General features: G+C 71.6%; 16 protein-coding genes and 1 pseudogene. 10 read left to right on the top strand and 7 right to left on the bottom strand.

Annotation, left to right across the window (positions count from 1 at the left end; all coding sequences use genetic code 11):
- Window positions 1–83: 83 nt before the first annotated feature.
- From OHN19_RS01665 to OHN19_RS01650, 4 genes are read left to right on the top strand one after another with little or no spacing between them, the layout of a single operon-like run.
- Entirely contained in the window at window positions 84–740 is a 657-nt protein-coding gene (locus OHN19_RS01665; protein ID WP_330262348.1) for a phosphatase PAP2 family protein, read from the top strand.
- Complete coding sequence (locus tag OHN19_RS01660) at window positions 737–1,453, top strand: phosphatase PAP2 family protein (RefSeq protein WP_330262347.1); 717 nt, start codon at window positions 737–739, stop codon at window positions 1,451–1,453. Before OHN19_RS01665 ends, OHN19_RS01660 begins: the two co-directional genes overlap by 4 nt.
- On the top strand, window positions 1,407–2,069 hold the full coding sequence (locus tag OHN19_RS01655; protein ID WP_330262346.1) for a response regulator transcription factor: 663 nt from the start codon (window positions 1,407–1,409) through the stop codon (window positions 2,067–2,069). Before OHN19_RS01660 ends, OHN19_RS01655 begins: the two co-directional genes overlap by 47 nt.
- On the top strand, window positions 2,066–3,460 hold the full coding sequence (locus OHN19_RS01650; RefSeq protein ID WP_330262345.1) for a HAMP domain-containing sensor histidine kinase: 1,395 nt from the start codon (window positions 2,066–2,068) through the stop codon (window positions 3,458–3,460). Before OHN19_RS01655 ends, OHN19_RS01650 begins: the two co-directional genes overlap by 4 nt.
- Window positions 3,461–3,536: 76 nt before the next feature.
- On the opposite strand, the gene OHN19_RS01645 is transcribed toward OHN19_RS01650, so the two are convergent.
- From OHN19_RS01645 to OHN19_RS01630, 4 genes and pseudogenes are all read right to left on the bottom strand, one after another.
- Window positions 3,537–3,668: a hypothetical protein gene (locus tag OHN19_RS01645; protein WP_330262344.1), complete on the bottom strand. Its 132-nt coding sequence runs from the start codon at window positions 3,666–3,668 to the stop codon at window positions 3,537–3,539.
- Window positions 3,669–3,852: 184 nt separating this feature from the next.
- Window positions 3,853–4,676, bottom strand: a pseudogene (locus OHN19_RS01640) (thioesterase family protein).
- A complete protein-coding gene (locus OHN19_RS01635; protein ID WP_330262343.1) occupies window positions 4,666–4,992 on the bottom strand; it encodes a branched-chain amino acid transporter permease in 327 nt (108 codons plus the stop codon). Before OHN19_RS01635 ends, OHN19_RS01640 begins: the two are co-directional and overlap by 11 nt.
- Window positions 4,985–5,722, bottom strand: a complete 738-nt coding sequence (locus OHN19_RS01630) for an AzlC family ABC transporter permease (protein ID WP_330262342.1) — start codon at window positions 5,720–5,722, stop codon at window positions 4,985–4,987. The genes OHN19_RS01635 and OHN19_RS01630 overlap by 8 nt, the downstream gene beginning before the upstream one ends.
- 79 nt (window positions 5,723–5,801) lie before the next feature.
- On the opposite strand from OHN19_RS01630, the gene OHN19_RS01625 reads away from it, so the two are divergent.
- Window positions 5,802–6,254 (top strand): Lrp/AsnC family transcriptional regulator, encoded by a 453-nt coding sequence (locus OHN19_RS01625; RefSeq protein ID WP_330262341.1) that lies wholly within the window; start codon window positions 5,802–5,804, stop codon window positions 6,252–6,254.
- A gap of 33 nt (window positions 6,255–6,287) precedes the next feature.
- Here OHN19_RS01625 and OHN19_RS01620 read toward each other — a convergent pair whose 3' ends face one another.
- On the bottom strand, window positions 6,288–7,256 hold the full coding sequence (locus OHN19_RS01620) for a helix-turn-helix transcriptional regulator (RefSeq protein WP_330262340.1): 969 nt from the start codon (window positions 7,254–7,256) through the stop codon (window positions 6,288–6,290).
- Window positions 7,257–7,358: 102 nt separating this feature from the next.
- On the opposite strand from OHN19_RS01620, the gene OHN19_RS01615 reads away from it, so the two are divergent.
- Entirely contained in the window at window positions 7,359–7,760 is a 402-nt protein-coding gene (locus OHN19_RS01615; RefSeq protein WP_330262339.1) for a RidA family protein, read from the top strand.
- A 33-nt stretch (window positions 7,761–7,793) separates the two neighbouring features.
- Here OHN19_RS01615 and OHN19_RS01610 read toward each other — a convergent pair whose 3' ends face one another.
- Together OHN19_RS01610 and OHN19_RS01605 are read right to left on the bottom strand one after the other, a co-directional pair.
- Entirely contained in the window at window positions 7,794–8,486 is a 693-nt protein-coding gene (locus OHN19_RS01610; RefSeq protein ID WP_330262338.1) for an IMP cyclohydrolase, read from the bottom strand.
- A gap of 135 nt (window positions 8,487–8,621) precedes the next feature.
- On the bottom strand, window positions 8,622–9,596 hold the full coding sequence (locus OHN19_RS01605) for a GlxA family transcriptional regulator (protein ID WP_330262337.1): 975 nt from the start codon (window positions 9,594–9,596) through the stop codon (window positions 8,622–8,624).
- A 135-nt stretch (window positions 9,597–9,731) separates the two neighbouring features.
- Here OHN19_RS01605 and OHN19_RS01600 point away from each other — a divergent pair, with 135 nt between their 5' ends.
- The 4 genes from OHN19_RS01600 to OHN19_RS01585 all read left to right on the top strand — a co-directional run bounded on the left by OHN19_RS01600 (window position 9,732) and on the right by OHN19_RS01585 (window position 12,783).
- Window positions 9,732–10,370: an HD domain-containing protein gene (locus tag OHN19_RS01600; protein ID WP_330262336.1), complete on the top strand. Its 639-nt coding sequence runs from the start codon at window positions 9,732–9,734 to the stop codon at window positions 10,368–10,370.
- 43 nt (window positions 10,371–10,413) lie between these two features.
- A complete protein-coding gene (locus OHN19_RS01595) occupies window positions 10,414–11,337 on the top strand; it encodes an NADP-dependent oxidoreductase (protein ID WP_330262335.1) in 924 nt (307 codons plus the stop codon).
- Window positions 11,338–11,398: 61 nt separating this feature from the next.
- The gene (locus OHN19_RS01590) at window positions 11,399–11,845 is read left to right on the top strand and encodes an NADAR family protein (RefSeq protein ID WP_330262334.1); all 447 of its coding nucleotides are present in this window, start codon (window positions 11,399–11,401) and stop codon (window positions 11,843–11,845) included.
- Between the two features lie 83 nt (window positions 11,846–11,928).
- Window positions 11,929–12,783 (top strand): YwqG family protein, encoded by an 855-nt coding sequence (locus tag OHN19_RS01585; protein WP_330262333.1) that lies wholly within the window; start codon window positions 11,929–11,931, stop codon window positions 12,781–12,783.
- The last annotated feature ends 26 nt before the right edge of the window (window positions 12,784–12,809 follow it).

Below are 12,809 nucleotides of genomic sequence, written 5' to 3'. Positions count from 1 at the left end.
ACCGTCTACAGAATTGTAGTCGTACGGTGCCGCCTGCCAGGTGGTCCCCCCGTCCGTCCGGCCGCAGCGAAGGGAACCACCAGATGACCGCCACCGTAGCCGGGCCGCCGCAGCTCGCGGTGGGCCCCCCGGGAAAGCTCCTCGCCCTCGACGGAGCGTCGATCGACGGCGCGGCCTACCGGGACGTGGTGGCGCTGGCCCACCGGTCCCCCGGCTGGCTGGACGCCCTGGTGTCGGTGTGGTCGGCGTACGGGCTCCTGGTGTTCGCCCTCCTGATGGTCGCGGGGTGGTGGCGCGCCAGACGCGTGGACGCCCCGGCGGCGATCATCGCGCTGGCCGTGCCCGCGACCGTCGCGGCGGCGTACGGGGTCGACGCCGTGCTGAAGCTCCTCGTGCACGAGCAGCGGCCCTGCCGGAGCCTCGCGGTCAAGACGCTGGAGGCGTGTCCGGCGCCCGGCGACTGGTCGTTCCCCAGCAACCACGCGGCCGTCGCCGCCGCCTCGGCCGTCGCGCTGCTCTTCGTCTCCCGCCGGCTGGGCGCGTGGGCCGTGGCCGCCGCGCTCGCCATGGCGGCTTCCCGGGTGTGGGTCGGCGTGCACTATCCGCACGACGTGCTGGCCGGGTTGGCCGTGGGGGCCGCTGTCGCCTGCGGCCTGATGACCCTCATAGGACGGCGGGCACAGACCGTCGCCCGTCTCCTCACCGGAACACCGCTGAACCCGTTGGTCACGCTGTCATGAAGCGCGGTGACATCACCGAACTGGCCGGCAGTGTCGGCGTCGGCGCCTGGACGGCGTTCGCGGTCCTGGCCGTCACGGCCCACGGCGGCCCGCTCTGGTTCGACCAGTCCCTGCTCACCTGGTCGCTCCACCACCGCCCGGGCCTGCTGTTGGCCCTGGCGCGAGGCGTGACCGCCACCGGCACCGGAGCCCTTCCTTACCTCCTCGCCGCGCTCGCCGGTGTCGTGGCCGGACGGAGCGCGCGGCAGCGCCTGTCGGCCGCGGCACTCGGCCTCGCCTGCCTCACCGGCGGACAGGCCCTGCGCTACGGCGTGATGGAGGCCCTGCACCGGGCCCGCCCACCGCGCGTCGACTGGGCGACGGCAGCGAGTGGCTGGTCCTTCCCCTCGGGACATGCCACCACCGGGGCACTGACGGCGGGACTGCTCGTCGTCGCGCTTTCCCTGCGTGCCCCACGCGGCGGCACCGCCCTGTGCGTCGCCGTGGGCTGCTGGGGAGCACTGGTCGGGCTGACCCGCGGCTACCTCGCCGTGCACTGGTTCAGCGATGTCGTCGGCGGCTGGTTGTTCGCCGCCGGCTGGCTCGGGCTGTGCCTGTGCGCCGCCGCCCACTGGCTGCCCGCCACCTTCTTCGCCCCGCCCGCAGATCCGCAGTCCCCGGAGGACCATGCGCCCCAAGATCCTGGTCGTCGAGGACGATCACGCCCTGCGTGACGTCCTGCGCCGCGCCCTGTACGACGAGGACTTCACCCCCGTCCTCGCCGCCGACGGAGCCACGGCCCTGCGCCTGGCCACCGTCGACGTCGCCGGCGTGATCCTGGACGTCGGGCTGCCCGACGCGGACGGACGGGACGTGTGCCAGGCCCTGCGCGCGGGGGGATTCCGCGCGCCGGTCCTCTTCCTGACGGCTCGTCACCACATCACCGACCGGCTGTCCGGCTTCTCCGCCGGAGGCGACGACTACCTGCCCAAACCCTTCCACCTCGCCGAACTCACCGCCCGGCTGCGCGCCGCGCTCAGACGCGCCGGACCTCCGTCGCCGGCCACCGCCGGTGACCTGGTCCTGGATCCGGTGGGCCACCACGCGACCGTGCGGGGAGTGCCCGTCGCCCTCTCACCGACGGAGTTCCGGTTGCTGGCCGTGCTCGCCGCGGCGGGCGGGAACCTCGTGCGCCGACGGGACCTGGTCCGGGCCGGCTGGCCGGAAGGCGCGCACGTCAGCGACAACACCCTGGACCAGTACCTCAGCCGCCTGCGGCGCAAGCTGCGCGCGGCGGACAGCCAACTGATGATCGGCACCGCCCGGGGAATAGGACACCGCCTCTCATGAACCGCGTCCTGCGGCGCCTCACTCCACGCACCCCGCACACCCCGGGCACCCTGCGCGGGCGTCTCTCCCTGGTGGCACTGACCGCCGCCGCACTGCTGATGACGGTCCTGACCGTGGTCTTCAACATCGTGATGGAACGGCACCTGCGACAGCAGGCCGACGACGAACTGCTCGGCCGGGCGGCCGCGATCGCCACGACCGTCGACACCACCGGCCCGCACGTGCGCGTCCTGGCGACCGGCCACGACGGCCTCCTCGACACCAACACCTGGATCTACACCGGGAACCACCTGCTGGAGAAACCAGCGTCCGCCACGCCTCACAACCCCCTCACCGCGGCCGCCGGCCGGCTCGCCGCGCACGAGGGACGGACCTGTTCGACCCTACGAGGGGAACGGCATCGGTCCGTCCGGCTGTGCTCCGACCTTGTGACCGGGGGCCGTACGACCGCCACCGTCGTCACCGCCCTGGACCTCTCGCCCTACCAAAGTTCGGCCGACAGCATGCTGGTCGGCTCCCTGGTCCTGGACGCCGTGACGCTCGCCTGCACCTGCGCGCTGACCCACCTCGTGATCGGCCGGGCATTGCGCCCCGTCCGCACGATGACCGACCAGGCCACCCGGTGGAGCGCCGTGGGTTCCGCCCAACGCTTCGGCACCGCAGGGCATCCGGCCGAACTCGCCCGCCTCGGCACCTCCCTCGACGCCCTCCTGGATCGCATCCGTGCGGTGCTGCGACACGAGCAGCAGCTGACCGCGGAGCTGTCGCACGAACTGCGCACCCCGCTCACCCGCATCGTCGCGGAACTCGACTGGTGGCGCGCCCGCCCCCGCTCGGCGGCCGAGACGCACGCCACCCACGCGGTGATCGCCGAGGCGGCCCGATCGATGCGCACCATCTGCGACACCCTGCTCGACGAAGCCCGCGACAGCACCAGGGCCCCCGCGACCGCTCCCGGCACCGCCGATGTCGGCCCGCTGCTCCGCCGACTGGCCGAGCTCCAGGACGCGGCCCGCGGAGTAAAGATCCGGGTCGAGACCCCGGACGCGGAGCTGACGGCGGGCGTCACCGACACCGTCCTCGAACGGATCGTCAGCCCCCTGCTGGCCAATGCCCTCCGCCACGCCGACGCGACGGTGACCGTACGCGCACGCCCGGCCCCCGGCGCCATCCGTTTTGATGTCGAGGACGACGGCCCCGGCGTACCGGACACCTTCACCGCCGACCTCTTCCAGCCCGGCCGCCGTGCCGACCCGGACGACGGCCACGACGGCGCGGGCCTCGGCCTGTCCCTCGCACGCCGCCTGGCCCGCCAGGCGGGGGGAGAGGTCGTCCATGACGCCGGGCACACACCGGGAGCGAGGTTCACGGTCACCCTGCCGATTGGATGAGCGACATTCGAGAGGGAGGGAGCCCAGCACGCCCCGTGCAAGCCCCACCTGCCAGCCCTCGCAGACGGCTTCCCGCTCAACCGTCGCCGCGCACGTCGCGCCGCGACACGCCGAGGTAGGCGACGAACGCGGCGATCGCGGCCGTCCAGGCGAGGGTGACCGGCGCCAACCCGAGCCCCAGCCCGGCCCGGGCGGTGCGCCGGGACACGACCCGGCTGCCGGCGGAGGTGCCGCCGACGGCGAGAGCGGTGAGCGGGAGCAGGGTGAGCGCGGCGACGACCGTACCGACGAGGGGCGGGCCGGTGAGGCTGGGGGGGGGACTCCAGAGCGGCCCCTCCTGCCTTCGTCAGGCGGGATCGCAGCCGAGCGTGTCCGGGACGCCGCCGTCGACCTCACGCTCCCGGCAGCCGCCGGACCGTGAGGATCTGCTGGGCGTGTCCGACCGGACCGTCCAGGTCGTGCAGGACCGTGCTGGTGAGGCCCTGTCCGGAGGGGCCGAAGGTGACCGTGGTGTCCAGCCCCGTCCAGGGCCCGCGTGGTTGGCGGTGCAGGTGGACGGTGAGGTCGACATTGGGGAACATCCACTTCCCGGGCGGCTGCCGTACGGCGATGCCGTTGGCCGTGTCGACGAGGGCGAGGTAGGAGGCGACAGGGCCACTGGGCCGGCCGGCGACCAGGTCGAGAGGCGTCGAGATCCAGGCGGCCGTACGACCAGGTCGGGGCGGTGCGACGGGGCGTACGTCGAGGGAGGCGATGTAGCCGCCGGGCCAGGTGTCGGACAACCGCCAGGACCCGAGGGACTCCGGCGGCGGGAGCCGGTCGTCGGGGCCGCCGCCACGGCGGTGGTGTCGTGCGCCGCCAGATACCAGGCGCGCGCCCGGACCACCGGGCGGTCCTCGATCCGTACGACCGCCTCGAGCAGCTCGATGGTCCGGCCCGGCCGGATCGTCTCCACCTCGACGTGGCACTCGTCGAGGGCGAGGCGGCCGAGGATGTCGTAGCTGATCCGGGAGAGCACCAGAGTGTCGTCCGGCCGCGCGGCCCGGTGGCGTTCGAGGGCGTGGACGACCAGACCGCCCAGCGGACTGAAGTGCTGCTCGTCGGGATCCCAGGCACCTCCCGCGTGCCGGGTGGGCTTGTAACGGTGGTCGTCGATCGCTTCGAAGTAGCTGTCGGTGGTCAACGGGACGTTCTCCCCAGGGTGTTCAGAGGGCATTGAGCAGGACGACGTACAGGGCCGTGCCGACGCCCACACTCAGGATGGTGCGACGGCCGAACGTCAGGTGGACGCCGATCGTGACGGCGACGGCGAGCAGCGCGTACCAGGTGCCGCCCGGGTCGGTCGTGACCGTGCCGTGCAGTGCGGTCACGGCGAGGATGCCGAGGATCCCGACGGGCATCCACCGGGCGAGGCGGCGCACGATCTCCGAGCCGCGCAGCCGGCCGAGCACCGCGAAGGGGAGGGCGCGCAGGGCGAGCGTGATGCCGAAGACGATCGCCAGGACGGCGATCAGGTACGAGGTGCTAGGCATCGGCGCTCCTCCGTGCCGTCGCGAGGTGGCGGACCAGGAGCAGGGCGACGAACACCAGGAGCGCCGTGAACATCGCCATGCCCGGCGTCAGGACGAGGGCGACGGTCGCACTCGCGGCCGCGAGCAGCAGTGACGGCAGCTCCGCGCGCGAGCGGAAGGCGTCCAGGGTGAGCACCGTGAACAGGGCGCACAGGGCGAACTCCAGGCCTTTGACCGGGGCGGGCATGGCCGCACCCAGGGCGACGCCCACCAGCCCGCCGCCGACCCAGTACGTCTCACAGGCGATCTGCAGCGCCAGCAGCCGGGGCGCCGACCGCTCGTGCTCCGGCAGCGAGGCGTTGACGGCGTACGCCTCGTCGATCATCGCGTAGACGGCGTAGGCCTTGGCCACCGGGTGCCTGACCAGGTGGAGCGGGAACGAGAAGGCGTAGAAGACATGCCGGAAGTTGACCACGAGCACGGTCAGAGCGACCGCGGCGAGCGGTGTGGCGGTGGCCGTCATGCCCACGAGCAGCAGTTCCAGGGAACCGGCGAACGCGGCCAGGGAGAGGGCCGGGGCCAGCCACCAGGGCAGCCCGGCCTGGACGATCAGCAGGCCCAGCGCGATGCCGAGCGGGAAGATGCCGAGGCCCGCGGAGAAGGAGTCGCGCACGCCGAGGGCGATGCGGGACCTGAGGGCGGGAGCGGCCGGGGCCGTAGCGGCCGGGCGGGGGAACACGTCGTGTCGCACGGATCCATCGTCGCGCAGAAGCCGAGACATGTGGTTGCGAATATTGCTCAGTGGGTTCTCTATGGCGCAATATTCTTTCGTGGACGCGATCGACAGAGCAATCATTGCCGAGCTGGAGCGGGACGGGCGGCTGACCAACGTGGAGCTGGCCCAGCGCGTCGGCCTGACCGCGGGGCCGTGCCTGCGGCGGGTGCAGCGCCTGGAGGCCGACGGGGTCATCCAGGGCTACCGGGCCGTGATCGACCCCGCCTCGGTGGGCCGCTCCTTCGAGGTCCTGATCGACCTCAGCCTCGAGGCGCAGGACGCGGAGACGGTCCAGCGCTTCGAGGAGACGCTGGCACGGGCGGACGAGGTCCTGGAGCTACGGCGCCTGTTCGGGAGCCCCGACTACTTCGTGCGCGTGGCCGTCGCCGACCTGCCGGCGTACGAGGCGTTCCTGAGCGGCCGGGTGATGACCATTCCCCGGATCAAGAACGTCACCTCCCATTTCACGATGAAGACCGTGAAGCCGAGTCCTGGGGCCAACGCCTGACAGACAGCGCTGCACCACGACAGGATGTGCAGCTCACGACGCCGCGTAGCGCCTGGCGATCGCGGCGGCGCGGTCACGCAGGGCGGTCCGCAACGCTGCCGGGGCCAGCGCCTCCGCGTCCGTGCCCAGCTGCCACAGCGCCCACTCGGCGTGGCGCAGATCCTGGAACGTCACCGTCAGCCGCAGCCAGCCGTCCGAGTCGGGTTCCGCGGCGCGGAGGGCTACCACGGTGCTCAGCAGCTCCTCCCGCCGCGCGGGATTCACCCGTACCAGTACGACGATGTGGCCGTCGGACAGAAACCGGGCGCAGCGTTCCCGCCAGACCCGGTCCAGGTCAACCGCGTCCGGTCGCTGCGCCGGCTCGGGAAGTTCCTCGGCGGCCAGGACCCGCGACAGCCGGTAGGTGCGGTCCGCGCCGGCCCGCGTGGCCAGCAGGTACCCCCGGTCGCGCACGGTGACCAGTCCGATCGGATCCACCGTGCGCCACTGAGGCGCCTGGCCCGTGGCCGCGTAGTGGATGCGCAGTCGGTGACCGGCCAGCACGGCGCGCCGGATCTCGATCATCGCCGTACCGGACACCTCCTCGGCGACCGGCCGGCGCGAGAGCAGGTCGGTGTCCGGCTCGACGAGGAAGCGCCGCGCGGCGGCGCTCGCGGCGGCCTGATGGGTCTCGGGCAGCGCGTCGACGACCTTGCGCATGGCGGAGGCCAGCGCCGAACCGAGTCCGAACACCTGATCGCCCCGCCCGGATCCGGCGGTCAACAGGGCAAGGGCCTCGTCCTGGTTCAGGCCGGTGAGCTCGGTACGGAAACCGGGCAGCAGCGCGAACCCGCCATGCCGACCGCGTTCGGCGTAGACCGGGACCCCGGCCGCGGACAGCGCCTCGATGTCCCGCAGCACGGTACGGGTGGACACCTCGAGCTCGCGGGCCAGCGCGCCCGCGGTCATCCGACCGCGCTGACGCAGCAACAGCACGAGCGAGACCAGCCGATCGGCACGCATACGCGGACCTTATGCGAATACCTGACCAAGGGTGTCACGTTTCCTTGGCAGGCTCCCCACGACAACGGAACTCACGGCAATCCGCAGGGAGTTGATGCAGCAGTGACACTCGAACGAACGGCCATCAATCCGGTGACGTGGTCCCTGGGGCTGGGCTTCAACCAGGCAGAGCTCGTCTCCGGCCACACGCGGACCCTGTACTGCTCCGGCCAGACCGCGATGGACAGCGAAGGCAAACCGCAGCACGACGGCGACATGGCCGCCCAACTGGCCCTCAGCCTCGACAACTTGGAGTCCGTGCTGAACAGGGCCGCCATGACCCTCGCGCACCTCGTCCGCCTCGCCATCTACACCACCGACGTCGACCAACTCCTCCCGCACTACGGCGTACTGGCGTCCCGCCTGGCCGCGGCCGACGTGAAACCGACCACCACGCTGCTCGGCGTGACCCGGCTGGCGATCCCGGGCCAAATGATCGAACTGGAGGGAACGGCGGTCGCCTGAGGCGCTGTGTGACCTTCAGTGATGTGCCGCCGCTCAGCCACTCGGACGCGAGGCCTCTCGGATGGTGGCGCCTGTCAGGTCACCGGGTGTGAAGACGGCCGCGGCGATGCGGAGGCGGGGCGGCAGTGTCGACCACAGCTCGTCGAGGAGGGTGTCGCTGTTCTCCGCGGTGGTGCGGATCTCCGTGAAGGGGGCGCCGGTGGTGATGTGCTGTCCGTCGGACTGGTAGGTCGTCATGAGCACCCCCTCGCCGGGAGGCAACTCACTGACGTGCAGGGTGAGTCGGTTGGTGGTGGCGCGGTCCCCGGCACTGCGTCGGGCGGCGCCGAACCAGGCTTGGCCGTTTCCGTCCGCGACCACCGTCAGACGCGGGGTGAAGATCGGCGGGTCGGGTTCGTAGCCGAGGCCGTCAAGGGCCAGGAGCGGAGCCTGCCCGGCGTCGAGCCGGTCGGCGACCGTCGAGACCTGCTCTCCGTTGCCGAAGACCAGCCACCCCGGAGTCCGACGGGCGGCGACGTAGTGCCGGAGGCGGTCGTGCTCGCGTACGTCGGTCGCCGCGACGATCAGTTCGCCTACGGGAGTGGAGCGCAGGGTACGGGCCTGCGAGGCGGGGCTGCGCCCGGTGAGGAAGTACGCGCCGCGCGCAGTGCCGTCACCCGTGGTGCACCACAGCACACCGCGACCGGGGTAGTGGTTGGCGGCCAGTACGTCTTTGAGCGAGTCCACTGCGCTTGCGCCCCTCTGCGTGGTGACTTCACGGCGCGAAGCCGCTGGTGACATCCAAGCGGATCAAGGGCATCCAGCCCCTCGCGCTGAGGTTGTCACCTGGCAAAGACTCCGAGGACGAGCAGGTGAGGGCCGCTAGGGCCCCTCCACGCGCCGCGTCGTCGCGAACCGGCGCTGGTAACCGGCCGGCGTGAGGGACAACTCCCGTGCGAACACGCGGCGCAGGCTCTCGTAGCTCGGGAAGCCCGCCATGGACGCCGCCTGTGTCGCGGTGTACCCCTGGTCGAGCAGTGACTTCGCGATGTCGAAACGGATCGACTCGACGTACCGGGCCGGTGTCGTGCCGAGTTCCTCGCGGAACAGCCTGGTCAGGTGGCGCGTACTGACGTTGAGGCGTCCGGCGAGTTCGGCCAGGGAGTAGTCGCCGACGGGGTCCGCCGTCACCAGGTCGACGACCCTGCGCAGGGCGGGCGAGCGGGCCGGTGGACCCTGCAGGGGTGCGGAGAACTGTGATTGGCCGCCCGGTCGTTGCAGGTAGACCACCAGGGAGCGGGCCACCTCCCGGCTGACGTCGGGCCCGTGGTCCTCCTCGACGAGAGCGAGGGCGAGGTCGATGCCCGCGGTGACGCCCGCCGAGGTGTAGATCGTGCCGTCGCGCACGTAGATGGCGTCGGGGTCGACGTGTGCCTTCGGGTGTCGGGCGGCGAGTTCGCCGGCGATCTTCCAGTGCGTGGTCGCCCGTCTGCCGTCCAGCAGACCGGTCGCCGCGAGGACGAACGCGCCGGAGCACACGGAGGCGACCCGACCGGCACGGGCCGCCAGATCCCCGGCCGCCTGCGCCAGGTCGCGCGTGATCGCGGTCCTGGGATAGACATCACCGCCGGGCACCAGGAACGTGTCGGGGTCCGGCTGCGTGGCGGCGCTGCCATCGACCGCGATCCGCATGCCGACCGAGGACGTCACGTCGGCGCCCGTCGTCGACACCAGGGCGATCCGGTAGTCGGCGCCGAGCAGGTTCGCCTCCCCGAACACGTCGGCGGGACCGGCGACGTCCAGCAGCTTGACGCCGTCGTAGACGAGGACCGCCACCCGGTGCGGATCGGAGCTCACTGGCCCACCCTGGGATGACCGGATTCGAGTGGTTCATGGCCGGACCGAGGCGGCGCCGCCCACCGCACGTTCGGCACCGTGGAGGACGGCCACAGGGTGCGTCCACCACACATCGCATCGGAAAGCACGGGCATCATGACCGACATCATCGCAGGCGTGGAAATACCCGATACCCCGGCCGTCGCGGAGGCCACGGAGTTTCTCCGGGAGAGGACGAACCCTCTGATCTTCCACCACTCCTGGCGGGTATTCCTCTTCGGTTCCCTCCACGCGCGTGCCAGGGGTCTCCGGCCCGATCCCGAGCTGCTCTGCATATCGGCGATGTTTCACGACACGGGACTGATGATCCCGTTCTCCGACACGCGACAGCGTTTCGAGCTGGACGGTGCCGACCACGCGCAGGAATTCCTGCTCGACCGCGGGTTCTCCGCGAGCGCCGCCCAGGTGGTCTGGAGAGCGATCGCCCTGCACACCACACCGGGAATCCCGGCCCGGATGGCCCCCGAGGTCGCCGCCACGAACTACGGCGTGCTCACCGACGCGGTCGGCTGGGAGCTGGACGGCCTGGAAAAGGACCGTACCGAGGAGATCGTCACCGCTCATCCGCGAGGCGATTTCAAGAAGGAATTCCTTCAGGCATTCGTCGACGGCCTGAAAGACCGCCCTGAAACCACCTACGGAACCGTCAACGCGGACGTCCTGGAACACTTCGTCCCCGGATTCCGCCGTACGTCCATGGTGGAACGCATTCTCGACGCCCCGTGGCCGCAGTAGCACCGGCACATTCGCGGCACGGCACACCAGGAAAGGACCACTCGTGCAAGCCATCACCGTCCGGGACCGCAAGGCCGGCATCACCGGCCTGAGCCTCGAAAACCTTCCCCACCCCCACGCCTCCGAGAACGACGTCATCCTCCGGGTGCACGCCGCGGGCTTCACCCGAGGAGAACTCGACTGGCCCGCGACCTGGACCGACCGCGCGGGCCGCGACCGTACGCCCAGCGTGCCCGGCCACGAGGTCTCCGGGGTGGTGACCGAACTCGGATACGGCACGACCGGCCTCACCCTCGGCCAGCGGGTCTTCGGGCCGGCCGACTGGACTCGCGACGGCTCGCTCGCCGAGTACGTCGCCGTGGAGGCCCGCAACCTCGCCCCGCTCCCCGCCGACATCGATCACACGACGGCCGCTGCCCTGCCGATCTCCGGACTGACCGCCTGGCAGGGCCTGTTCGACCACGCCCGTCTCACCACCGGTCAGACCGTCCTGGTCCACGGCGCGGCCGGCGGTGTCGGCTCGCTCGCCGTCCAGTTGGCGCGCGAGGCGGGAGCCCGCGTGGTCGGCACGGGCCGTGCCGCGGACCGGGACACCGTGCTCGACCTGGGCGCGCACGCGTTCCTCGACCTGGAGGCCGACCGGTTGGAGGACACCGGGCAGGTCGACGTCGTGTTCGACGTCATCGGCGGGGACGTGCTCGACCGTTCGGCCGCCCTCGTACGCCCTGGCGGCACCCTCGTCACGATCGTCCAGCCACCCACCGTGCGCCCCGACGACGGCAGGGCCGTCTTCTTCGTCGTGGAACCCGACCGCGCCCGCCTCGCCGACCTCGCCCAGCGTGTGCGGGACGGTCGGCTCCGGGTACGGGTCGGCGCGGTGCGGCCCCTGGCCGAGGCGCCCGCCGCCTTCACCCCAGGACAGCGGGTTCCCGGCCGCACGATCATCCGCGTGGCCGACGGAAACTGATTGCGGGCGACGGGAGTGTGTCCGAAACTGTGCGAGCTTCAGTGACTCCCGTGAGGTCCTCATGACGATCTACTTCTACGGCGCCGACGAGGTCCCGTACGGATGCTTCTCCAACTTCTCCGCTCATGGCTTCGACCTCGACGGGTCCTGGTGGCCCACGTCGGAGCACTACTTCCAGGCACAGAAGTTCGCGGGCACCCGCCACGCCGATCTCGTCCGGCGTGCTCGCACACCCCTGCGTGCGGCGGAACTGGGTCGTGATGCGTCCAGGCCGCTGCGCAGGGACTGGGAGCGGGTCAAGGACGACGTGATGCGCCGCGCGGTGGCGGCCAAGTTCCGTACGCATGCCGACATCCGCGAGATTCTGCTGTCCACCGGTGACGAAGAGATCGTCGAGGACACCACCACCGACCACTACTGGGGCCGGGGCAGGACCGGGAACGGCAAGAACATGCTCGGCAAGACACTCATGCGCACCCGAAGCCGGCTCCTCGTCGAGGGTCGGTGAAACCACGCAACCGGCTACGTAATCCAGTGACCGGGGGCCCGGGTTCGGGGGAGTGGCTCTGCGGCCGTTGAAAGATGAATGCCATGACCGATGAGCAGTACTCCCGGCTGGCCGCCGAGCACCTCCCCCGCGATCTCGCGCAGCGCTGGACGGCGCTCCTGCGCCCGTGTGCCCACCTGCGCCGGGCCGAGGCCGGCGAGCCGATCGTGGCCGTCCTCGGCGGCGCCCCGGACCTTCCGGCAGGGACGGCCTGGCCCGAGTGGCCCGGACACGGACCTCTGTCCTTCGTCGCCTCGGTGCGGTGTGCCGCACTGCAACGAGAAGGACTCGCCGAGGAGTTCCCCCGGGACGGGACGCTGCTCTTCTTCTACTTCGACGGTCAGGCGGACGAGGACACCTTCGTCTCCGTCGACGATCCCGAAACCCGGGCCGGAACACGGGTGTTGTACATCCCGGAGAACACCCCCGTCCTCCCCGCAGACCCGCCTCCTGCCCTGGCGGGGTTCCCGCGCGTGGAACTCGCCGCGGCCACCCGGCAGAGCGCCCCGGACCTGTGGCTGCCCCAGACCCGGCGAGCCCTCCTCGGCGACACCCGCCCCTGGCCCCACCCCCGCGACACCCCGGCCGAACTCCGGCCCTTCGTCCGCGCCTTCGGAAGGCTGCGCACCCGGATCGACCACCAGATCGGCGGTCACGCCGTGCCCGTCCAGGGCCCGGTGGAGTACGAGATCGCGAACGCGACGTACGGCGGCACGCTCGCGTGGGGCGACGAACCGCTGGACCAGGAGGCCGAACGCTGGGTGCTGCTGGCCCAGTTCGCCAGTGACAGCGACGCGAGGACGACCTGGGGCGACGACGGCGTCCTGTACTGGCTCATCCGCCCGGAGGACCTCGCCGCCCGGCGCTTCGACCAGGCCCGGGTCACCTTGCAGGGCTAGCACGCGGGGTGGGACACGCGACCGTG

The organism is Streptomyces griseorubiginosus, assembly GCF_036345115.1.
Taxonomy (GTDB): domain Bacteria; phylum Actinomycetota; class Actinomycetes; order Streptomycetales; family Streptomycetaceae; genus Streptomyces; species Streptomyces griseorubiginosus_C.
The sequence above is the reverse complement of the archived record's forward strand: the minus strand, read 5'-3'. Positions and strand labels throughout refer to the sequence as shown.